This is a genomic window from Luteibacter sp. KNZ12-1A (genome assembly GCF_056755675.1).
In genome coordinates this window covers 11,321-34,299 of sequence record NZ_JBPGXU010000006.1, presented here as the reverse complement: position 1 = coordinate 34,299, position 22,979 = coordinate 11,321, and the positions used below count along the sequence as shown (strand labels likewise).

The window sequence follows — 22,979 nt, the reverse complement described above, 5'->3', positions numbered from 1 at the left end:
CCTTCAGTCGTCGTCGGCGTCTTCCGCATCGGCATGGGTAAGAACACGTACTGTGGCGGCGGCGAAGCCGCGACGCAAGAGGAATTGCGCCCTTCGCGCCCGCTCGGCGGGGTCGGTGGATGGCTTGCCGTAGCGTCGGCGCAGCTGATTCGCGGCCAGATCGTGCCAATCGACGTCCGCCGCCTCGATCAATTCGCGGATACGAGCATCGGCGATTCCCTGGCTACGCAGTTCGGCACGAATGCGGGCCGGCCCATAGCCCTGCCCCACCCGGCTGCGTACCAGGGACCCGGCGAAGCGGTCGTCGTCCTGGTAGCCCTGGTCGCCCAGGCGCTCGAGCGCCGCCACGGACTCATCGCGCTCGAAACCGCCGCGTTCCAGTTTCTGCTTGAGTTCGCGGCGGGAATGCTCGCGCCGGGCCAGCAGCCCAAGCGCCTTGTCGTATGCGGTACGGGTGGGGCGGTCGGACTTGCCGCCGCCCTTCCCCGTTTCCTTATCAGACTTCCTCAAGCTCGTCGGCCTCGGTCGAGGCTTCGGCCTTCGGGCCCGCCTTGACCAGCAGGCGGGCGCGCAACTCGGCATCCACTTCGTTGGCGATGGCCGGATTGTCGCGCAGGAACTGGCGCACGTTTTCCTTGCCCTGGCCGATGCGGTCACCCTTGTAGCTGTACCAGGCACCGGATTTGTCGATCAGATTCTCGCGAACGCCCAACTCGATGATCTCGCCTTCGCGCGACGTACCTTCGCCGTAGAGGATCTCGAACTCCGCCTGGCGGAACGGCGGCGCCACCTTGTTCTTTACGACCTTGACGCGCGTCTCCGAACCGATGACCTCCTCGCCCTTCTTCACCGCGCCGATACGGCGGATGTCCAGGCGAACCGAGGCGTAGAACTTCAATGCGTTACCGCCGGTGGTGGTTTCGGGGCTGCCGAACATCACGCCGATCTTCATGCGGATCTGGTTGATGAAGATGACCAGGCAATTGGTCTTCTTGATGTTGGCGGTGAGCTTGCGCAGGGCCTGGCTCATCAGACGGGCATGCAGGCCCACGTGGGAATCGCCCATCTCGCCTTCGATTTCGGCTTTCGGCGTCAGCGCGGCGACCGAGTCGACCACCACCATGTCCACGGCGCCGGAACGCACCAGCATGTCGGCGATCTCAAGCGCCTGTTCGCCGGTATCCGGCTGACTGACCAGCAGATCGGCGACATTCACGCCCAGTTTTTCGGCGTAGCTAGGATCGAGCGCATGTTCCGCGTCGACGAACGCCGCCGTGCCGCCCGCACGCTGGCAGGAGGCGATGGCCTGCAGTGTCAGCGTGGTCTTGCCCGAGGACTCCGGGCCGTAGATCTCGACGACGCGGCCACGCGGAAGGCCACCGATGCCCAGGGCGATGTCCAGGCCGAGCGATCCCGTCGACACCGTGTCGATCTGGTCGTCGACGCGGTCGCCAAGACGCATCACGGCACCCTTGCCGAACTGCTTTTCAATCTGGCCGAGGGCACTCGCCAGCGCCTTGCGCTTATTGTCGTCCATCGTGGTTTCCAGTCTCTTTGTGTAGGTAAGTATCTTGCCCGACCGTGGTCTCAGGGACTGCGATCCGCAATCGCCAAGTTTGCCATAGACGGCCTGGTTCAGCCCTTTAGTTCGTCGGTCATTCCAACAAGCGCGGCAGCCACCGTCTGTCGCCGGACCGCCTCGCGATCCCCCTCGAAATGGTAGAGCCGGGCGTGGGCATAGCCCCCACGCCGCTTCCAGCCGATCCACACCGTGCCAACGGGTTTTTCCGGCGTGCCGCCAGAGGGGCCCGCGATCCCGGTGACCGCCACGGCCACGCCCGCACCGTATCGGGCCAGTGCCCCGGACACCATCTCGAGCACCGTCTCCTCGCTCACGGCACCGGTCCGTTCCAAGGTGCGGGGATTGACGCCAAGAAGGGCCTCCTTGGCGCTGTAGCTGTAGCTGACGACGCCGGCCTCGAACCAGGCCGAACTTCCCGCCAGGTCGGTCAGCGTCTTGGCGATCCAGCCACCGGTACACGATTCGGCGGTGGCGACCATCACCCGCCGCTCGAGCGCGGCGGCAGCGACATCCTGCGCGAGCGCCATCAACTCGGCGTCGGAGGGAATGACTGCGGAATCCATGGAGGTCCTGTCGGTAAAAGGAGAGGTTCTACTACCGGCGCCTCGGGATGTCGACGCGGGGACAGCCAGGGAACCCGATTTTTGGAGAATTATTCTATTGTTTCGATTGAAATATACGCCTACGATGGCACGTATTCATTGACATAGTTACGCTCATGTCGGTTGCCACTACGCCACCCGAAGACGGCCCGCCGCCGGGCTGGCAGGGGATATTCATAAGAGGTCACAGCCATAGAAGCTCACAGGCATCACCGAACAGGCCGGGTCGTTCGAGAGACGAAGTGCGGGCATTCGCGGGCGCGCCCGCATAGCGACCCCGACGGATGCCCACAACACACCCTGACATTCGTCCACTGACGTGACGTCCTCCGTTCAGTCAGCATTTCGCATACGTCCAGCAGCGCCGTTGGACCTGCGGTCGACCGGCTCACGCAACGCCTTGAATGAGGAACGATGTCGCACGACTGACACGACGGGATGACAACTTATTGCCCAAGGAGAGGGGGTACGCGATGGTTTCAACCGCAACCTTCATGAGACATACACAAATCCGGCAGTTACGTGACGCAACGCGCACGTACGGAGCGATGCCCGTCAACACTTCAGCGCGTTTCACGCATATTACATGCCCGCAATGTGTGACAAGAGTCCCAAAAACATGCACATCGACCACTAGTCAGAAATTTGGCGTTGCGTTATCTTTACATCGCGGACAGGGGTCCGCATCAGGGGTGGGGAATCCAAGGTCGATAAGGCGCAACCCTGAGTGGGCGATCATCGTATCGTCGCTCGTGCGCATGACCATTCTTCGCTGGCACGTTATGCAAGGGCGCCTACGCGCTCGTACAGGATGTTGTATGGATGAATTGCATGTCGCTAGGAGCCGGTTGGCTCAAGGCTCCAGCTACTGCCGGGGGCACCACCTCCGCCAGCGCATTCGGCGCGGCGGCACATCGATGGATACAGAGGCAGGCGGTCCTCCCCGCCCGCCCCGCTGCCCCGCGCCCTTCGTAACGAAGTAACGCATTCCCGGCTTCGCGCCTGGCGATGAGCCGCGCGAAGTGCTGCCGACGTTTTCCTCTTTGGTCTTCCGATGAATGACGAGCCACGCGTGAATAGAACCCTGCACCCTGCCCTTGCCATCTGCTTCGTCTCCGCGCTCGCCGTGCTGCTCACCGCTTGTGGCACACCGGCCGCGAAGGATTTCGGGGGTCGTTGGAAGCCGGTGAACCGGTACGACGACAAGACGGTCGAGATCCCGCTCGCGGTTCCCTACACCTATTACGCCGCACCCATGGATGGCACGTTGAAGACGATGCTGACGCGGTGGTCGAGCGATACGGGAACCAAATTGTCGTATCGCTTGCGCTCTGACTTCACGCTGCCAAAGGCCACCGCACAGATCCACACCTCGGAGGTTCGTGACGCGGCGACTCAACTGAGCACGATCTTCGCGCCTCAAGGCGTCACCGTCGTCGTGAACGGACCAGAAATCCTGGTTGAAGAAACGAGCGCCATCGTTCCGACGACTCCCGTCGCCAAGACGGAGAAAGCAACACCGACACCGGCCAACGAAGCGCCTTCTGCTACGCCGGACAAGGCTCATCTCGCACAACAAGCGCCAGCCACGACGACTCCTGCTGTCGCCGCGGACAGCGCGTCCCGGACCCAGTAACTCCACCCGCGACAGTCACACCAGGCCCTTCGATGTTGAACAAGAAAAACTCTCCGAAGATCGACGCCGCGGTATCGAAGTCAGTCGACTTCGAAATCACGATGTCCGACCTTGCCCAGCGCAGCGAACGCCGCGCATGGATGGTGGCGTTCTGTGCGATCTCGATGTCGGTGATCCTAGCGGGCGGCTACTTCTACATTCTTCCCTTGAAGGAAAAGGTGCCGTATATCGTGCTCGCGGATGCCTATACGGGCATGAGTTCGTTGACGCGCATCACCGATGACGTCGTCAACCGGCGCATTACCGCCAGCGAAGCGATCAATCGAAGCAATATCACTCACTTCATCCTCGCGCGTGAATCGTTCGACGTCACGATGATCAATCTTCGTGATTGGGCAACCGTGTTGACGATGGCTTCGCCAAACATCGCCAAGGCCTACACCGACCTGCACGCCCTCGACAATCCATCGGCCCCTTACAAGATCTACGGCCGCGATCGTGCCGTCCGCGTCAAGATCCTCAGCATCGTATTGATCGGCGGTGAGGATGGGACCACGCCCAAGGGAGCCACGGTACGCTTTCAACGCACCGTCTATAACAAGGTGTCCGGTCAGACCGTGCCGCTGGACAGCAAGATCGCCACGATGGCATTTGCGTACAAGCCGAACCTGAAGATGGACGACCAGTACAGGGTGGAGAATCCGCTCGGGTTCCAGGTTACCGACTACCGGGTCGACAACGACTACGCCGAGCCCCCACCTCCTGAGAGCTCGCCGCCCACGACCGCCGCCGCTGTCGCACCTGCCAGCGTGCCGGCTCCGTCCACCTCGGCCGCAGCCACGGTCGCCGCCATGCCGCCTTCCCCGGTACCCACCGATGGCACGTTGTCCGGTGGCATCGCACCGGCACAGCTGCAGACGGGGCAGGCACCCGCCGCCGCACCGCAAGCAACGGCTCCCGTCCACCCGAACGCCGCCAATGGAGGGCGCCGTTGATGAAGCGCGCAACCACTCTTCGACTTTCACTGGCGCTCTGCCTCGCGACTGCCGGCATGATCGGCGCCGCGAACGCGCAGGTCGTCACGCCTTACGAATACGAGCCGGACAAGATCTATACGGTACGCACAGGCCTCGGCATAACGACACAGATCGAGCTCAGCCCGAACGAAAAGATCCTCGACTATAGCACCGGCTTCAGCAGTGGCTGGGAGCTGACCCGGCGTGACAACGTCTTCTATGTGAAGCCGAAGAATGTAGACGTCGATACGAACATGATGATTCGTACGGCGACCCACTCCTATATTTTCGAACTGAAGGTGGTCGCCACCGATTGGAAGACACTCGACCAGGCACGTCGCGCCGGCGTGCAGTACAAAATCACGTTCAATTATCCCGCCGATACAAGCTTCCTGGCGGAGACGAAGAAGGTCGCCGCGACGCCGGAACTCGACACGACGCTGGTAAAGGGGCGCGACTACAACTTCGACTACGACTATGCCATGAAGCGCAAGACCGCTCCCTGGCTGGTGCCGATCAATGTCTACGACGACGGCCGCTTCACGTACATAAAAATGCCCGATCTCAAACAGTTCCCGACGGGCAACTTCCCTACGATCTACATGCGCGAGAAGGAACACGGCGAGGACTCGGTGGTGAACACGACGGTTGAGGGCAACACCATCGTTGTCCACGGCACGTACAACTACCTTGTCATCCGGCACGACAACAACGTCGTGGGTCTGCGAAGGAACACGAAGAAGTGAGCCCGAATAATCCTTATCATCCCGACGACGAGAACCGCGACGGCCAGGTGCCGCCGCGGGATGCCGCTGGCGAGCAAGCCGAAGCGCTGGCGAATAATCCCTACTCCGCACAACAACGCCAGGCGCCTCCGCCGGACCTCGATGCCGGCGCGCCTCAACTGGCGGCTGCCGACGTGCGGCGGATGAACCGGCGTGCCCTCGGCTTCCTGGCTGGCATCGTCGCGTTGCTGTTGTTCGCCGCCTACTTCTTCCTGAGCGGCAACCAATCTGCGGCGCCGGCCCCGAAACCCAAGCACGAGGAAACCGTTTCGATACCCGACGCTCCCAAGGTCGCCCCCATACCGGAACAGGCACCTCCACGGCTGCCCGAGCCGATCGCGCTCGCTCCACCGCCTCCGCTGCCGTCCACTGCGCAGCCGCGCGCACCCACGCAGCGCATGAACACGGGGCCGTCGCTCCTCGAGCGGCGAATGATGGACACCGAAGCCGCCCAGGTAGCCGGTGCCAGCGGGCAACCGGCAGGCGGTGGCATGGGCGGACCTGCCAATCCTTACGGAATGATTCCGGGCATGCCCTATCCCGGACCGTCGGGTGGCGTGCCGGTAAACAGCGCATATGGCGGCAAGGCCCTTCCGGATGTGTCCAATGCCTCCCCGCTGACCCACCCGGATACGCTGATGCTGCGCGGCACCTTCATTCGCTGCGTTCTTGAAACACGGATCATCACGGACATTCCGGGTTTCACCTCCTGCGTCGTCACCGAGCCCGTGTATTCGTTCACCGGCAAGCGCTTGCTGTTGCCCAAGGGCTCCAAGGTTCTGGGCAAGTACGAAATGGAGCCCAATGGGCCACGCGTCGCAGTGATCTGGGATCGCATCGTCACGCCCACGGGCATCGACGTGAACATGGCCAGCCCGGGTGTGGATACGCTCGGCGGGGCCGGCCACCCCGGCTATTACAATGCGCATTGGGGTAGCCGAATCGGCGCGGCCCTGCTCATCTCTCTTCTCAGCGACGCATTCAAATACGAAGCGGCGGAACACGGCCCTCGCCAGACCACGATCAGCAATGGCGTGGTGACGCAAAGTCCGTTCGAAAGCAACACCGCCGCGACGCTCCAGCAGATCGCGAACACCGCGGTACAACGTGCGGCCAACCGTCCTGCCACGGTCACGATCAACCAGGGCACCGTTCTCGCCATCTATGTTGCGAAGGACGTCGACTTCAGTGGCGTCGTGGCGCGGTATTGAGCAGATGAGCCAGCCCGCCCTCGCCGCCGTCGGAAGCGACTTCCTGGACTACCAGTACGAAGTACTGGGCATCCGGGACTACCTCGCATCGTCCGACGTGACCGAGATATGCATAAACAAACCGGGCGAACTCTACCTTGAGAGTCGCGGCGCCTGGCGTCGCGTGGAAGTACCGACACTCACGTTCGAGCGGGCTCGCCAGTTCTGTACCGCGGTGGTCAATGAAAGCAACACCGGGCAACGCATCACCGATGTAGACCCGGTCGTCTCGCTGACATTCCCCACCGGGCAACGTGCGCAATTCGTCCTTCCGCCAGCATGCGAGGCTGGACGTGTCTCGATAACCATCCGGTTGCCTTCACGTCAAAGCAAGACGTTGGCGCAATATCAGGAGGACGGGTTTTTCGACCAGATCCTCGAAGGCGCCAATACGATCAGCCAGGCGGATCGTGAATTGCTGGAACTGCGCGCCGAACGCCGCTATGCGGATTTCTTCCGCCATGCTGTGCTGAGCAAAAAGAATATCGTCGTCGCCGGCGCCACCGGCAGCGGCAAGACCACGTTCATGAAGTCGCTGGTGGGACATATCCCGGAAGACGAGCGGCTGGTCACCATCGAAGATGCACGCGAGCTTTTCATCGACCAGCCGAATGTCGTCCATCTCCTGTATTCCAAGGGCGGACAAAGCGCCAGCAATGTCACCGCGAAAAGTTGCATGGAGGCCTGCCTCCGCATGAAACCCGACCGGATCATCCTGGCAGAGCTTCGTGGCGATGAATCGTTCTACTTCATCCGAAATTGCGCATCCGGGCATCCCGGGTCGATTACAAGCTGTCACGCAGGAAGCGTGGAGCAGACCTGGGATCAGCTGGGGCTCATGGTGAAGGCCTCCAACGAGGGCGCGGGGTTGGAGTTCTCGACGATCAAACGCTTGCTGATGCTGACCATCGACATCGTCGTTCATATCAAGGCGCATGCCGGGCGTCGCCACATCACCGGCATCGATTTCAACCCGGCTCGGGCCCTGGCTCCGGACGGGGGGTAACACGCGAAACACATCGGTCATTAGACAGGAGTTGTAACGGTGGTACCAGGAATGGAAATGATGGCTTGCCCAAACCTCGCCGTACCGGCGGAGGTGATGCAGCATGTCGTGAATGTCGAGTCGTCGCGCAATCCGTTTGCGATCGGCGTCGTTGGCGGGCAGCTCGTGCGCCAACCGGAGAACCTCGGCGAAGCCGTGGCGACAGTGCGCATGCTCGAGTCGAAGGGCTACAACTACTCACTGGGCGTGGCGCAGGTGAATCGCGCCAACCTCGGCAAGTTCGGCCTCGATACGTACGAGAAGGCCTTCCAGGTATGCCCCAACCTCGTCGCCGGGTCGCAGATCCTCGCCCAGTGCTATGCCAGTGCGGGTGGCGACTGGGGAAAGGCTTTTAGCTGTTACTACTCCGGCAACTTCACCACCGGTTACCAGGACGGCTACGTCCAGAAAATCTTCGACTCCATGGCGCGCCAATCCGCCCTGGCGGCAACGGCGGTACCGATCCCACTGGTCAAGTCTTCCACCAGCAGCGGCAAGGGAACGCCTGTCTATACGGGTGACGCTGCCGCCTACCGCGTAGCCATGCGTAGCGTGGCCGATGCGGCCGTCGCCTCCGCGCTCGCGCCAGCGGTGGCCGCCGCGGCCGGCGCAACCCCGCCCAGCCGCACGGTCGCCCCGTCAGCCAGCCCCGCCGCCATGACCGACACACCGCCGGACGCCGCCTCCATCGCGCAGGCCCTGCAAGCGGCATCGGCGTCGACCCCGTTTGCTCCGGGTGGGAATGCGTCGCTTGCGGGTTTCGCCCCGACGCTTCCGACACCGACACCCGCACCCGCGCCTGGCCGAATCCCTACCGACCCGACGACGGCCGCGATCATGTCGCAGATCGGCGCGCAGGTACCCGCGGGCAACCCCGTACTCGCTCCCGGCCGTATCCGAACGGACCCGGCCACCGCGGCGGCCATGGCGCAGATCGGCGTTTCATCCAACGCCAACGGTACCGGCGCCGCGGAGGGCAACGACATCTTCGTTCCCCAGGTGCAAGGACCTGGCGATCCCACACCCACCACCGCCGTCTCCCCGGCCACGCCCACGGCACCCGCCGGCGACCCGGCCGATCTTCGCCAGGGGGGAAGCGATGGCGCCTTTGTTTTTTGACGTGCTCCCGCCTCGCAGGACGCACGTCGTTGCGAAACCGGCTACGAGCGTCGTAGCCGTCCTAAACCCGGCCGCTAACCACGGCCGTATCCAGCCCTGTAACACACCAAGGAACTACGAGATGGCCCTGTCCAACCTGCCCAACGTCCCGACCGATCGTGCATCGCTCAACAAGATGGTGACCCTGCTCATGGTCGCCACCGTCCTGCTGCTGCCAACGATCGGCGTGGCCCAGGACGTGACCGAAACCTCGAAGAAGGTCTGCGGCTTCTTTGAGAACATCAATTCATTGCTGAATGCCGCGTCGATCGTCGTGGTGACCATCGCCGTGATCTTCTCCGGCTACCAGATCGCCTTCGCCCACAAGCGCATCGCCGATGTGGCGCCGGCCCTTGTCGGTGGCGTGCTGATCGGTGCCGCCGCGCAGGTGGCGAAGATGGTCGTGGGCGGCAATGGCGGCTCGTCGAACGCATGCAGCTCCACCAGCGGAGCCACGACGGCCTCCTTCCTGATGGACGCCATGCAGACCGCGATGCACCTCCTGCACTTCCATGCATAAGAACGCGCTCTTCCGCGGCTGCACGCGGCCGGCCATGTTCATGGGCGTGCCCTATATCCCGTTCTTCATCGGGGCGGGAAGCGGCTTGCTGATGGCGATGTATTTCAACATGTGGTTCCTCCTGTGGATTCCCGTCAGCGTATTCGTGATGCGCCAGATGGCCCGCCGCGACGAAATGATCTTTCGTCTGCTGGGACTCCGCCTGCAATTCCGCACGCGGATCCGGAACCTGCAGGAACACGACGGCATGTGGGTGTTCTCGCCCAACAACTACCGCGAGCCCGGCAAGGCGAAACGGTAAGGCAATACTCCGCCCTGGCAGAACCCTGCCAGGGCCTTTTTAGCGCTTCTCGACGGTAGCCAGAGCCATGTTCACTCCAGATGCAGCGATCGGTGAGTTCATTCCATTGTCCACGCATGTTTCGCCGACCGTCCTCAAGACGACCGGCGGCGATTTCCTGCTCGTCTGGCGACTGGCCGGCCTTCCCTTCGTGGGCCGCGAAGAGTGGGAGATAGAACATCGCCACAATACTTTCAACCGGATGTTGCAGACCCTCCGCGCGCCCGATTTCGTCAACGTGGCCTTCTGGGTCCACGATATTCGCCGCCGTGGCAGCGTCAAGGACAGCAGCCGCTTCGAACACCGCTTCAACCAGGAAATGTCCGATGGCTACTACGCTTCGCTCTCCAGCCAGAAGCTGATGCAGAACGAGCTCTACCTGACGATGATCTACCGTCCCGTGGTATCGGGAAAACGCTTTGTCGAGAAGTCGTCCAACGCCGAGCGTCTCCTGTCGGAGCAAAACCAGGCGATCGCGACGACACTGGAATTGGCAGGCAACGTGGAAGCCGTGCTCAAGGACTACGCACCGACACGTCTGGGCATGTACGAAGCGCCGAACGGCGTGGTTTTCTCGGAAGCACTCGAGTTGTACGGCTACATCCTCAATCGTATCGAGGAGCCGGTGCCCGTACTCAGCGCAGCAGTACGCGACTACCTCCCCGTCAGCCGCCAGCGATTCTCTTCCAAGACAGGCGACTTCGTCCTCACCACACCGAATGGCATCAATCACTTCGGCGCGATCCTCAATATCAAGGAGTACGTCGAGGGGACCTATCCAGGCATTCTCAACGGACTCAAATATCTCGACTTCGAGTACGTCATCACCCATTCCTTCAGCCCCATGGGACGTCAGGATGCGCTCAAGGCACTGGAGCGTACGAAGGGCATGATGATCTCCTCGGGCGACAAGGCCGTGAGCCAGATCATCGAGATGGACCAGGCCATGGACCAGCTCGCTTCGGGCAACTTCGTGCTGGGCGAGTATCACTTCACGATGGCGATTTACTCACAGGCGCAGGAAACCCTTTCCCAGCAGATCGCTGCTACCCGTGCGGAGCTCTCCAATGCGGGTTTCATCTCGGTGAAGGAAGACCTCGCCGTGACGTCGGCGTTCTATGCGCAATTCCCTGGAAACTGGAAATATCGTACGCGCCTCGCCAATGTGAGCTCGCTCAACTTCCTCGGCCTGTCGCCCTTGCACAACTTCGCCACGGGCAAGAAGCAGAACAACCCCTGGGGTGACTGCGTCACCACCTTGCAGACGACCAACGGCCAGCCGTACTACTTCAACTTCCATGCGACCCATCCTGCCGAAAATTCGTTCGGCGAGAAGGCCATTGCCAATACCATGGTTATCGGAAAATCCGGTACCGGCAAGACTGCGCTTATCAACTTCCTGCTCAGCCAGGTGCAGAAGCTCGACCCGGCGCCAACCATATTCTTCTTCGACAAGGATCGCGGCGCCGAGATTTTCGTGCGCGCATGCGGTGGCAACTACCTGGCACTGGAGAACGGCAAGCCGACCGGCTTCAATCCGTTCCAATGCGAGCGTACGGAAGAGAACGTGCAGTTCCTGGCCGATCTGGTCAAGGTCCTCGCTGGCAAGAGCGTCTACAGCTCTCGCGAAGAAGAAGATATCTACCGCGCCGTGGAGAACATCCTCGATACGCCGATGCACCTCCGCAACATGACCAACTTCCAGAAGAGCCTGCCGAACCTCGGTGACGACGGCCTGTTCATCCGCATTCGCAAGTGGACGGCCGGCAATTCCCTGGGTTGGGTCTTCGACAACCCACGCGATACGGTGGACCTGGACAAGGCCAATATCATCGGCTTCGATTACACCGACATCATCGACAATCCGGAAGTCCGTGCACCGGTCATCAATTATCTCCTGCACCGCCTGGAAGCACTGATCGACGGTCGCCGCCTGATCTACGTGATGGACGAGTTCTGGAAGATCCTCGACGGCAAGGGCGGACTCAAGGAATTCGCGAAGAACAAGCAGAAGACCATCCGCAAGCAGAACGGCATGGGCATCTTCGCCACACAAAGTCCCGAGGATGCCCTGGCCAGCGACATTTCCGCGGCTCTCATCGAACAGACCGCCACCATGATCCTCCTGCCCAACCCCAACGCAAGCCGCGAGGACTATGTCAACGGCCTGAAGCTAACCGATGCCGAGTACCAGGTGGTGGTGAGCCTCGACGAGCGCTCGCGCCGCTTCCTGGTCAAGCAGGGTCATGCATCGGCCGTATGCCAGCTCAACCTGCGCGGCATGGACGATGCCCTGTCGGTCATTTCCGCATCCACGGACAACATCGAGATCATGCACGAGATCCTCGCCCAGCACGCCGAAGCCGCCGGCGTGTCGCCCAACGACCTCACCCCGGACCAGTGGCTGCCGTCCTTCTACGAAAACCGCAAGGGCAGTGGCAAGAAACCCACACCTGCCTCCCCCTCGACGCGCCCCGCCCGCTCGGCCGCCCGCTGACGCAGGCCAACGCATTGACCCTGGAGACCATCATGGCAACCCGAAATATGTACCCCCGCCGGATATCCCTGCTTCGCCGCCTGCTCGGCGGCGGCACGTTCCTGGTGGCCCTGCTCGCCGCGGCACCCGCCGCCCAGGCGCAGTGGGCCGTGAACGACGCCGACGCCAATTCCAAGCTCAGCCAGATCGAACAGCACACCAACGATACCGTCAGCCAGACCAAGGACATCAACAAGGTGCTGGGCCAGACAGGCGATGGTGATGGCAAGACGATGAACGCCAACCTCGACGCGATCAACAAGAAGTTCAAGATCGGGGAGTACAAGGACACGCAGCCGGGTCCGCGAGTGGCCGATCCGAAGAAGGCCCTTCCCGAAGACAGCACGCAGTTGGACGACGGCACCCGCTGCAAGGCGGTCGCCGAGCCCCAGCAGGCAAACTGCAAGCTGATCGTCGACCTCGAGAACGCTCAGTACCAGTACATGTTGACCATGTACAAGAACACGAAAACACGCGACGACATGCTGCGCGAACTCCTCAAGGAACGGCAGGCGATCGGCGCGGACGACCCGAACCAATATGGAAAGCTTGAAGACAACACCAACAAGCTCACCGCGTTGTACAACCTGATCGCTCTCGACCAACAGCAGATGCAGACGGTGAACTATGCCTACGAGGCCAACCTCAAGTACCTGCGATCGCAACAGACACTGGCGGCGAACGCAGCCAACACGGGCAAGAAGCCGTCGGAATGGGGTTCGATCCAACTCCCGGGCGTCGGTAACGTGGATATCGGTAGTGCCATCAGCAGCCTCGCCACGGGTGCGGTGCTTTCCGAGACGCTGAAGGGTGTACAGAGCGACAAGCCAAGCGGCATGCAGACCCTCAGTATCGGTGAGTCCAATGGCTTCTGATCCGATCACTATTACTGCAAACGGAACGTCGCGTCATGGTTGACATCCTGGGTACACATTTCGAACATTCGGCCGTCGCCATGCTCAGCGGCCCGCTGGATAACGCAACACAGTTCGTCTTCTTCCAGACGATCAATAACTTCCTGCGTGATGAAATCGACATCATGCAGTGGAAGCTGCTTTCCAGCTCCGCCACGATCATTGGCTTCGTCGCGGTAACCGTGCTGACCGTGTGGATCATGTTCCAGGGCTTCCGCATCGTAACCGGACAGTCGCGCCAACCGATGATGGTACTCGTGGGCGACTCCCTGAAAGCGACCCTCGTCGTCTTCATAGCGACCACCGCAGCCTATTCGTCCTCGTCGGTCTATTGGACCTTGAGCGACGGTATGTCGACCGTGATCGCGCAGTACGTCACAGGGGAAAAGGGGAGTCCGTTCCAGCACATCGACAATAACCTCGCGGGCATGGAGGTGGCGATGGGCACGATCGACGCCATCGATACAGGCGGCGACCAGGCTGCCCAGGACGCCAAGGACCGTGATCGCTGGTTCACGGGCATCGGCATTGCCGGTCCCAGCGTCATCGCCGGCTCCATGCTGCTGTTGAACAAGATCGCTCTCGCCCTGTTCGTCGGTTTCGGCCCGATTTTCATCATGTGCCTGCTCTTCGAACCTACGAAGCAACTGTTCAGTAAATGGCTTCTCTATGGCATCGGCACCGTCTTCTCCCTCGCCGTCCTCAGCGTCATGGTGACCATCGCCATGAAGATGATGGCCGCGGTGACTGCCGCGTTCGCCGCGAAGTATCTGCTTTCCATGCCAAGCATGGGTGGCGCAGGCTCCACCGACGGCATCAACAGCATGGCCCTCCAGCAAGGCGGCCTTGGCCTGTTGCTCACGACGATGATCATCAGCGCCCCGCCCATGGCTGCCGCCTTCTTCCAAGGCACGCTGGGCCAGTTCAACTCGTACTCGCCGTTCGGGCATATCAAGCCGGAGCAGTCGGGTGGGCGTGGGGGATATGGTGTCCCTGGAACATCAAGCTACGTTCCACCGAGTTATAACGCTCCGGCCCGAGGAGATACAACACAGAATTCGGGACAGAGCAACACGTTTGGAAACTACTCTCAGCTCCCATCTTCGACATCCAGCTATGCGCAGGGACAGGATGTGATGAAGCAAAAAGACACTGGATACACATGAAACACGCCCGAATGAGAATTTTCCAAACGATAGCCGCTTTCTTCGTGATGTATGCAAACGCGGCATGGTCTCAATGTGCGACCGGAGTTAATACCGGGGGCGGCAATTGCGTGCCACCAGATGCACAAGGAATGCCCGGATATAACCCTGGACAGGGAAATATCCCGCAGCCACCGGCTCCGGTATGGAATCTAACGTGGGGTGCCATCGTCATCGATAGCGAAACCGGTGGAGCTGGGACTGTCGTTGGCCGCGACACCGAGGCGGATGCCGTAAATGACGCTAGGCGAGATTGTGAAAGTCGTGGCGCAACCGGATGCAAGGTTGAAATGACCTTTCGAAATGGCTGTGCCGCCGTTGCATGGGGAGTCGGTGGGCACGGTGTGGCAAGTGGTTCCAGCCAATCCGGAGCGGAGAATGATGCAATGAGGTACTGCAAGCAATCAGCGCAAAGTTGCAAGGTTGTCTATAGCGATTGCAGTGCGGCACGACAGGCACAATAAGTACACGTCCCGTGGAAATTTATCACTCGATGAAGCACCGTCTTGCCACCACCCTACTAGCCCTCCTTTCGTTGATGCTCACGGAAGGCACCACCCATGCCATGCAAGCGCCTCGCGCCGCCTCGACGTCCGCCACTCAGGACAAAGGAAGCAAGATGGATGACCTGAAATCATTCGCGACCGGGGGTAGGACGATTCTCGAATCCCGGGTCGGCGATATCAGGGGCGATGGATCGGAAGGCGTGGTGCTTGTCCTGGATCCGCCGGCTGCTGGTGCGCCGAAGCTCGGCGAAGGGCCGGCACGTGAAGTGGTTTTGCTGGTGCGCGACGATCACGGACGGCTACATAAGGTCGCCTCGAACTCCCGTGTCGTTCCTTGTTCCAGCTGTGGCGGCTTGTCCGGCGATCCATACGGATATACACGTATCGATCGGGGGCACTTCACCATCGTCATTGGTGGCGGCGGTCGTGAGCACTGGTCGGATGAATTCACCTTCGCCTACGTGTCCGATCGCGACGATTGGTTCCTCACGGGCGCCCTGCGGCGCGTGGAGGACGCGGACACCGGACAACAAAAGCAGCTCGACCTTCCGGCAAAGGATGTCGGCAAGATCGCCTTCGAGGACTTTGACCCGGCGAAGTTACCGGAGGTGGAGTTGCCCTGATATCGAGTGACACCGACCCGCCGGGAACAGCGGGTGCATGGCAAGCAGGAAGCCCGCCGAACGTGGTAGTCAAACAGGAGCTACACATGGCGATTGATCGTGAAACACAACTGCTTGCCGCGGCGGCCGCGGCGGGCATCACGCGACCACGGGAACTGGCCAACTTCATGGCTCAGGTCTCGCACGAGTCCAATGGATTGAACCGGCTCGAAGAAAGCTTCCGCTATACACGCAACATTTCGCAGATACCCGTGCAATCGGCGTGGCGCGAAGGGCCCGACGTACTCGAAACGGCTCGAATCGGTGCACTCCAGGGTCGTCCGGAGAAGCTGGCGGAGCTGATGTACGGTGGTCGCAACGGTAACGAGCGCCCTGGCGAGGGCTACCTCTACCGGGGGCGCGGCTACATGCAGCTCACGGGCAAGGACAACTATCGGGCGGCGGGCGATGCACTGGACCTGGACCTGGTAAAGCATCCCGAACTGGCAGCCGACCCGACGAACGCAGCGCGGATCGCCGTGTGGTACTGGCAGAATCGCGTTCCCGAAACCGCACGCGAAGACGTCAAGGCGGCAACACGCGCCATCAATGGCAGATACAACGGCCTGGACGATCGACAGGAACGTTACGTGGCCTGGGAAAGAAGGCTGACGCCCGAAGTCATGGAACGATTGGCTAATAGCCACCCTGACGCGTCCCCGCCAGCAGCCGGCATGCGGAGTCGTCTCCATCACAGCACGTCGATGCCGCTCAAGGAGGGTTCGCACGGCGACGACGTGCATCGCCTTCAGGCCAGCCTATCCAGTCTTGGATACAAGGATGCCGTTGGCCGCTCCCTGGAAGCCGATGGCGATTACGGCCCGTCGACGAAGGTGGCCGTCAAGGCTTTTCAGCGCGATGCCGGCATCAAGGTAGACGGCGTCGTGGGACGAGATACGATCGACGCTATCGAACATGCGCAGGACCTGATCGAGGCGGGTCGACGTCACCGTCACCACCATCCGCATGGACCAGGGCAGCCATCCCATCCGGTGCCTGGACTGAACCATGCGTCGCATCCGGATCATGCGTTGTTCCGTCAAGCGCGTGACGCCGTGCATCGTCTCGATACCGAGCATCGGCGAGAACCCGACCAGCGCAGTGAGAACCTTGCGGCTGCGCTTACGGTGGCGGCACGCCACCAAGGCATGAATCGCATCGACCACGTGGCGCTCAGCGAGGATGCCGCGCGTACCTACGCGGTGCAGGGAGACATCCACTCCCCGCACAAGCAGGTAGCCGAGGTGGCCACCCAACAGGCGATCGCGACGCCCGTCGAACAGAGCGCCCAGGTACTCGCCCGGCAGGCGGCACAGGCCGAGCACGAGCAGCGCCAGGCCCAGCAGGCGAGCCAGCAAACGCCGCCATCCCCATCACCGCTTTGAAAGGACCCGCGATGCGCAAGCTTCTTCTTCCTTCCCTGGCCTTCGCGCTCCTGCTGGCCGCGTGCGACAAGGCGCCTCCTCCGTCACAGGCACCTGCCGCCGCATCGACTGCGGATACACAGGCGTCCCGCTGCCCGGCGGACGACTTCGATGCCTTCCTGCCCCTCTTCCAGAACGACGTGTCCCTGCAAAAGGCATATGTAACCGACCCACTGCAAAGCGACTCGGTCGATCCCAACGCCGATCCCGAGCCCAAGCCCGTATCGAAGATGCTGGGAAAGGCCGAGGTTACGTTTCCCGTGATGCCTAGCCAGGCGGATCAGGCGAAAGATGGCCTCACGACCACGCGGACCGCAACCGGCCCGACGGAAGTCACGATCAAGCTGGCCAAACCGGACACCGACTACCAGATGTCGTTCTTCTTCCGGAAGGACGGCTGCTGGCACCTCTACCGCGTCAAAGACGATTCGCTCTGAACCGGAGGAGAGACCCATGCCATACCAGGACGTCATGAATGTCATCCTGCCGCAGCAGGGCAATCGTGCGGCGCACATCACCGGGCACTATGGCGAACATCGCGCCAAGGGCCCCCACGGTGGATCCGACTTCAACTACGAAGGCGGACAGTCGGGCATCAACCTGACTCATCCCTCCATCCACTCGCCGATCGCCGGCGAGGTCACCTTCGTCGGTGGTCAGTACGGCACGATCAAGATTCGCGACGCCGAGGGCAATAGCCACGAGCTCCTGCATACGCAGTCCCAATCCGTGAAAGTCGGGCAACACATCCAGGCGGGCGATGAAATCGGACGCATGGGTGGTCGCGGCCCCGACGGCGCAGGCCAATATGCCCAGCATGTCCATTACCAGATGAAGGATGCGCAAGGCCACCCGGTCAATCCCGAGACGTTCTGGCGCGACCGGCAGATCCAGCCGGGGGGCGCCCACACCACGCCCGCCGGCCATTCCCACGATGGTAGCCACACGGTTATTCGCGAGGGCACCAGGGGGCCTGACGTCCACGCATTGCAGGAACGCCTGAACGCCCTCGGCATCCGTGACGCCCAGGGGCATCGCCTGTCGACCGACAGTCATTTCGGCGGCCACACGAAGGAAGCCGTGGAGAATTTCCAGCGTGCCCACGGATTGAAGCCCGATGGCGTGGTTGGTCCGCGCACCGCGGAAGCACTCCAGCACCAGCAGGCTCATGGCGCACCGCGACTCGATGCGCCATCCCATCCGGACCACGAGATCTATCGGCAGGCACGGGAAGGCGTGCACCGGCTGGATGCGCAACATGAGCGGGCGCCGGACGAGCGCAGCGACCGTCTTGCGGCGTCGCTCACGGTCGCCGCACGCCAGGAAGGCCTGCAACGCATCGACCACGTCGCCCTAAGCGCCGATGCCAGCCGGGCGTATGCCATGCAGGGAGAGCCCGGTTCGCCGTTCAAACAGGTCGCCGAGGTGGAAACGCAGCGGGCCATGAACACGTCGATCGAGCAAAGCAGCCAGGCCTTGCAGCACGTGGCACAACAGGCTCCTGCGCAACAGCAGGCGCAACAGCAGCAGGCGCAACCGATGCCGGGGCCATGAGCATGACGACGATACGTCAACCGCTACGCAGCGGTGCCGCCGTTGCCCTCCTGTCCCTGATCCCCTATGCCTATGGTGCCGCCATGAAACAACCCGATATCAAGCTCAATCCGAACCCTCGCATGCGTTACGAGATCACGGCCACGGTTACCGATGCTCCCGGAGCCTTCGAACGAATCGAAGGGTCCGTGGATTACAAGGTGTTCAACGGCGCCTGTGTGCCCTTGACGCCTGTCACGGGCGCCACCGTAGAGCCCCAGAAGCGGCTCCCGGTCGTCTTCGAGCGAGACGGCGAAAATACGTTCAAGGCCGTGATCTATGTCGATCAGATCCAGGATGAGGACTACTTTGGCCTCGGAGTCTGCCATTGGTCGGTCGTCGGCGCTTCCGCCGACTTCCACCACGGCGAGGTGAACTTCAGCCCGGCGATTTATCACGATGACATCCTTGGCCAGAAAAGCGTGGTCCGGTATTTCTCGGAGCGTTCCTACGAAAGGACATCGCGTTCACGTATCGACACAGGTTCCCCAAGCAAGTCGGACTTCAATGATGCCGGCGCGATCTTCTCCATCACCTTGAAGGCCGTGGAGAAGCTCCAGTGAACCCGCGGTCGACGGACTATGCCCTGCTTTCGCAGAACGTCTATCACGACACGCCCGTCAACCAGAAAGTCATCCTGGACGGCGTCACCTATCGCGTCGCCGCCGCGGAAAACAACCCAACGACGGGATTCCAAGCCCAGGCGTACATACGCGAAGACGTCAAACCGAGTCAGGTCGTCATCGCGTTTCGTGGCACCGAGTTCGATCGCGAGCCCGTTCATGATGGCGGCGTGGACGCGGGCATGGTCCTGACTGGAGTAAACCTCCAGACGCACGATGCCATGGCTTTCACCGAACGGGTCATCGCGGAGACAAGACAAGACGCCGTCGATCAGGGGAACGCACCACCCGATATCTCGGTGACGGGGCATTCCCTCGGCGGCACGCTCGCCGAGATCGCGGCGTCGCGCTATGGCTTGAAAGGCGAGACGTTCAACGCCTACGGAGCCGCCGGGCTACTGCAAGGCGTTCCCGCAGGCGGGAACCAGGTCATCGACCACGTGCGGGCCGGTGATCTGGTAAGTGCCGCCAGCGAACACTTCGGCGAAGTCCGGATCTACGCGGCGCAGAAGGATATCGATACCTTGTCACAGGCGGGCTATCGCGACGACAGCGGCATTCTCTCGCCGCGCAATCCGATCAAGGCCACCGATTTCGACGCCCACGCGATCGATAATTTCGTGCCGGAAAGCAAGCTTCTGGGACACTCGATCATCGATGCCGAAAGCCAGGCCCGCTATCGAGCCCACGAAGGCATGGTCGACCGTTATCGCAACGATGTCATGGATATCCGCAAGGGATTATCGGCCTCGTGGGAGATACCCAAAGCCATCGGCGAAGGCGTCGACTACCTGCACGATAAAATCGACGAAGGCTTGACCGCGACCGGTCATGCCGTGAGTCATGCGGCGCACGAAGTGGCGGAAGTGGCGGGCCGGGTACGCGACGAAGTGTCGAAAGACCTCCACGCGGCTGGCCACGCGATCAGCGAGGGCGCATCCAATGCCTGGAATACCCTCACCCACCCCGGCTCCTGGTTCAACGACGAGAAGCCCACGCCACAGCGGCTCGATCATCCCGAGCACCCGGGCCACGGCTTGTTCCAACAGGCTCGTGAAGGCGTCCAGCGGCTCGATAGCCAGCTGCAACGCCAACCCGACGAACAGAGCACCCGGCTCGCCGCGTCGCTTACCGCGGCGGCCCAACAGGGAGGCATGCAGCGGATCGATCACGTCACCCTGAATGCGGACGCCAGCCGGACCTATGCGGTGCAAGGGGAAGCCAATTCACCCTTCAAGCAAGTGGCGGAGGTGGACACGCAACGCGCCGTGGGCACTCCCGTCGAGCAGAGCACGCAGCAGTGGCAACAAGCGTCGGATCAGCAGGGACGTGTTTCAACGCAGTCAATGTCGCAAGAACAGCAGGCAAAGATTCAAGCCCATCCGCCCTCATAGAGCACCTCGGATAAAGACGAAGAAGGTCTCATCGCCGCAGTGGCATTCAATGTGTGACATAAGCAAAAGGTGCGTCATGAAGATACGGATGATTGTATTGGCACTGATCTATAGCCCGATGATCTTGGCGCAGGCCTCGGGTTTCTACGAGTTTATCCGCTATAGGGACAACGATCCCTTCCTTTTTTGCACGGAAGGCCTCAAGGGATGGGACAAATGTTGGTTCCCCCTAGATCCAGGAAGCGGCACTTACATGTACACGGGCGTGTGCGACGAACCGAATCCGAAAGGACGCTCCTGGACCTTTGAAGACCGGGATTCGCTCTCTCAATACCAGAGGGTCTGCCCGAAGGCGATGCAAGCTGGAAACTGGCAGGGCACAGGCGACGGGTCAAACAGTCCACATCCACATTAACTGTCGTCCCATAGCCAACACGCGTTCGCAGGATTCACTTAATGAGTAAGCCATTTGCCTACTTGGCGGCAGGTCTCGGCCTTGCTGCCATCGCCATAGGGAATTTTCTCTCGGGATACCTGACGCTGCTCTTCCTCGGCCTGAAGGACGAGCACGTCAAATGGAACACGTACTGGAGCTATATCAGGGCGCTGAATCTTCCCCAGGTACAGCCCTATGTCTGGAAGATCGAGACGGCCGGCATCATCGGCATCCTCGTGCCGCTGATCGCGTGGCTCGTCGTGCTTTATTTCCTGATGAAACCAAAAAAGCAGGCCATGCACGGCGACGCCCGCTTCGCCACCGCCTCCGACCTGCGCAAGCAGAACATGCTCTCCCCCGCCCCGAACGGCATCCTCGTGGGTAAGTTCAAGGGCAACCTGGTCCGTCTTCCTGGCCAGCAGTTCGTGATCCTCGCCGCGCCCACCCGCTCGGGCAAGGGCGTCGGCGTGGTGATCCCGAACCTGCTCGATTACCAGGAATCGGTGGTGGTGCTGGATATCAAGCAGGAGAACTTCGACCTGACCAGTGGCTGGCGCAAATCGCAGGGGCAGGAAATCTATCTGTTCAACCCGTTCGCCGAAGACCGTCGCACGCACCGCTGGAATCCATTGAGTTATGTCTCCAAGGACCCCGCATTCCGCGTGTCGGACCTCATGAGCATCGCCTCGATGCTCTACCCCGACGTATCCGACGACCAGAAGTTCTGGGTGAGCCAGGCGCGCAACGCCTTCATGGCGTTTTCGCTATACCTCTGCGAGAAGTGGGAAGACGACGAGAAGAAGGGCCGGCCGGCGATCGTGCGCAGCAAGCCCACGCTGGGCATGATCTATCGCCTGTCGTCGGGCGATGGCACCGACCTGCGCGAACTGTACACGCGACTCTCGAAGGAACCCTTCCTGAGCGCCAACGCCCAATCGGCCTTCGCCAACTTGCTCTCGCAAGCCAACGAAACCTTCGCCTCCATCCTCGGTACCTTCAAGGAGCCGTTGAACGCCTGGATCAACCCCGTGCTGGACGCGGCCACCAGTGAGGACGATTTCCTGCTCACCGATGTACGCAAGAAGAAGATGACGATCTATATCGGTATCCAGCCGAACAAGCTGGCCGAGAGCAAGCTGATCGTGAACCTGTTCTTCAGCCAGCTGATCAACCTCAATACCAAGGTGCTGCCGCAGAACGATCCGACCCTGAAGCACCAGTGCCTGCTGCTCATGGACGAGTTCACATCGATCGGCAGGGTGGAGATCATCGCCTCGGCGGTGTCGTACATGGCGGGCTACAACATCCGCCTCCTTCCCATCATCCAGAGCATGGCCCAGCTCGACGCCACTTACGGCAAGGATGTGTCACGCACGGTCATCACGAACCATGCGCTCCAAATCGTCTACGCCCCGCGCGAACAGCAGGACGCCAACGATTACTCCGACATGCTCGGCTATACGACGGTACGCCGCGAGAACATCACCAAGAGCAAGAAGGGCGACGTGTCGAAGAGTCACTCCGAGGAGAAACGTGCACTCATGCTTCCGCAGGAATTGAAAGCCATGGGCACCGAGAAGGAAGTGTTCCTCTACGAAGGCATTCCACACCCGGTGATGTGCGAAAAGATCCGCTACTACCAGGACAAATACTTCACGTCGCGATTGATGGAAAAGGCGAAGATCGAACCGCTCTCCATCTGACAAGACCACAGATACACGCAACTGTTGTTTTTCTTTCCCTGAACAGAGC

General features: G+C 61.3%; 20 protein-coding genes and 2 pseudogenes. 19 read left to right on the top strand and 3 right to left on the bottom strand.

Annotated elements, in window-relative coordinates:
• Window positions 1-3 precede the first annotated feature (3 nt).
• From ACR9ZJ_RS02730 to ACR9ZJ_RS02720, 3 genes are all read right to left on the bottom strand, one after another.
• Entirely contained in the window at window positions 4-510 is a 507-nt protein-coding gene (locus ACR9ZJ_RS02730; RefSeq protein ID WP_481286817.1) for a regulatory protein RecX, read from the bottom strand.
• Window positions 497-1,537: a recombinase RecA gene (gene recA, locus ACR9ZJ_RS02725; protein ID WP_371023277.1), complete on the bottom strand. Its 1,041-nt coding sequence runs from the start codon at window positions 1,535-1,537 to the stop codon at window positions 497-499. Before recA ends, ACR9ZJ_RS02730 begins: the two co-directional genes overlap by 14 nt.
• A gap of 98 nt (window positions 1,538-1,635) precedes the next feature.
• The gene (locus tag ACR9ZJ_RS02720; RefSeq protein WP_481286816.1) at window positions 1,636-2,145 is read right to left on the bottom strand and encodes a CinA family protein; all 510 of its coding nucleotides are present in this window, start codon (window positions 2,143-2,145) and stop codon (window positions 1,636-1,638) included.
• A 1,093-nt stretch (window positions 2,146-3,238) separates the two neighbouring features.
• Between ACR9ZJ_RS02720 and ACR9ZJ_RS02715 the strand changes: the two are divergent.
• From ACR9ZJ_RS02715 to ACR9ZJ_RS02625, 19 genes and pseudogenes are all read left to right on the top strand, one after another.
• Window positions 3,239-3,649: pseudogene (locus ACR9ZJ_RS02715) on the top strand (hypothetical protein); the annotation flags it as partial.
• 203 nt (window positions 3,650-3,852) lie between these two features.
• Window positions 3,853-4,815, top strand: a complete 963-nt coding sequence (locus ACR9ZJ_RS02710) for a VirB8 family type IV secretion system protein (RefSeq protein WP_481286815.1) — start codon at window positions 3,853-3,855, stop codon at window positions 4,813-4,815.
• Window positions 4,816-4,871: 56 nt separating this feature from the next.
• A complete protein-coding gene (locus ACR9ZJ_RS02705; protein ID WP_306850688.1) occupies window positions 4,872-5,582 on the top strand; it encodes a TrbG/VirB9 family P-type conjugative transfer protein in 711 nt (236 codons plus the stop codon).
• Complete coding sequence (locus tag ACR9ZJ_RS02700) at window positions 5,579-6,832, top strand: TrbI/VirB10 family protein (RefSeq protein ID WP_481286814.1); 1,254 nt, start codon at window positions 5,579-5,581, stop codon at window positions 6,830-6,832. Before ACR9ZJ_RS02705 ends, ACR9ZJ_RS02700 begins: the two co-directional genes overlap by 4 nt.
• A gap of 4 nt (window positions 6,833-6,836) precedes the next feature.
• Window positions 6,837-7,877: a P-type DNA transfer ATPase VirB11 gene (gene virB11, locus ACR9ZJ_RS02695; protein WP_481286813.1), complete on the top strand. Its 1,041-nt coding sequence runs from the start codon at window positions 6,837-6,839 to the stop codon at window positions 7,875-7,877.
• Window positions 7,878-7,928: 51 nt separating this feature from the next.
• Window positions 7,929-8,390, top strand: a pseudogene (locus ACR9ZJ_RS02690) (lytic transglycosylase domain-containing protein); the annotation flags it as partial.
• A 766-nt stretch (window positions 8,391-9,156) separates the two neighbouring features.
• Window positions 9,157-9,594, top strand: coding sequence for a TrbC/VirB2 family protein (locus ACR9ZJ_RS02685; protein WP_481286812.1), 438 nt, complete (start codon window positions 9,157-9,159; stop codon window positions 9,592-9,594).
• Complete coding sequence (locus ACR9ZJ_RS02680) at window positions 9,587-9,895, top strand: VirB3 family type IV secretion system protein (protein WP_481286811.1); 309 nt, start codon at window positions 9,587-9,589, stop codon at window positions 9,893-9,895. The genes ACR9ZJ_RS02685 and ACR9ZJ_RS02680 overlap by 8 nt, the downstream gene beginning before the upstream one ends.
• A gap of 67 nt (window positions 9,896-9,962) precedes the next feature.
• Window positions 9,963-12,431 carry a VirB4 family type IV secretion/conjugal transfer ATPase gene (locus ACR9ZJ_RS02675; protein WP_481286810.1) on the top strand — a complete coding sequence of 823 codons (2,469 nt, stop codon included), beginning with the start codon at window positions 9,963-9,965 and terminating at the stop codon, window positions 12,429-12,431.
• A 32-nt stretch (window positions 12,432-12,463) separates the two neighbouring features.
• Window positions 12,464-13,345 carry a hypothetical protein gene (locus ACR9ZJ_RS02670; RefSeq protein ID WP_481286809.1) on the top strand — a complete coding sequence of 294 codons (882 nt, stop codon included), beginning with the start codon at window positions 12,464-12,466 and terminating at the stop codon, window positions 13,343-13,345.
• A gap of 35 nt (window positions 13,346-13,380) precedes the next feature.
• Window positions 13,381-14,550, top strand: coding sequence for a TrbL/VirB6 family protein (locus ACR9ZJ_RS02665; protein WP_481286808.1), 1,170 nt, complete (start codon window positions 13,381-13,383; stop codon window positions 14,548-14,550).
• On the top strand, window positions 14,547-15,053 hold the full coding sequence (locus ACR9ZJ_RS02660) for a DUF4189 domain-containing protein (protein ID WP_481286807.1): 507 nt from the start codon (window positions 14,547-14,549) through the stop codon (window positions 15,051-15,053). The genes ACR9ZJ_RS02665 and ACR9ZJ_RS02660 overlap by 4 nt, the downstream gene beginning before the upstream one ends.
• Before the next feature lie 155 nt (window positions 15,054-15,208).
• Window positions 15,209-15,718 carry a hypothetical protein gene (locus ACR9ZJ_RS02655; protein WP_481286806.1) on the top strand — a complete coding sequence of 170 codons (510 nt, stop codon included), beginning with the start codon at window positions 15,209-15,211 and terminating at the stop codon, window positions 15,716-15,718.
• Between the two features lie 86 nt (window positions 15,719-15,804).
• On the top strand, window positions 15,805-17,142 hold the full coding sequence (locus tag ACR9ZJ_RS02650) for an XVIPCD domain-containing protein (RefSeq protein ID WP_481286805.1): 1,338 nt from the start codon (window positions 15,805-15,807) through the stop codon (window positions 17,140-17,142).
• An 11-nt stretch (window positions 17,143-17,153) separates the two neighbouring features.
• Complete coding sequence (locus tag ACR9ZJ_RS02645; RefSeq protein ID WP_481286804.1) at window positions 17,154-17,618, top strand: hypothetical protein; 465 nt, start codon at window positions 17,154-17,156, stop codon at window positions 17,616-17,618.
• Window positions 17,619-17,634: 16 nt separating this feature from the next.
• The gene (locus tag ACR9ZJ_RS02640) at window positions 17,635-18,735 is read left to right on the top strand and encodes an XVIPCD domain-containing protein (protein WP_481286803.1); all 1,101 of its coding nucleotides are present in this window, start codon (window positions 17,635-17,637) and stop codon (window positions 18,733-18,735) included.
• Window positions 18,732-19,337 carry a hypothetical protein gene (locus ACR9ZJ_RS02635; RefSeq protein ID WP_481286802.1) on the top strand — a complete coding sequence of 202 codons (606 nt, stop codon included), beginning with the start codon at window positions 18,732-18,734 and terminating at the stop codon, window positions 19,335-19,337. Before ACR9ZJ_RS02640 ends, ACR9ZJ_RS02635 begins: the two co-directional genes overlap by 4 nt.
• On the top strand, window positions 19,334-20,791 hold the full coding sequence (locus ACR9ZJ_RS02630; protein WP_481286801.1) for an XVIPCD domain-containing protein: 1,458 nt from the start codon (window positions 19,334-19,336) through the stop codon (window positions 20,789-20,791). Before ACR9ZJ_RS02635 ends, ACR9ZJ_RS02630 begins: the two co-directional genes overlap by 4 nt.
• 456 nt (window positions 20,792-21,247) lie before the next feature.
• The gene (locus ACR9ZJ_RS02625; RefSeq protein WP_481286800.1) at window positions 21,248-22,930 is read left to right on the top strand and encodes a type IV secretory system conjugative DNA transfer family protein; all 1,683 of its coding nucleotides are present in this window, start codon (window positions 21,248-21,250) and stop codon (window positions 22,928-22,930) included.
• Window positions 22,931-22,979: the final 49 nt, after the last annotated feature.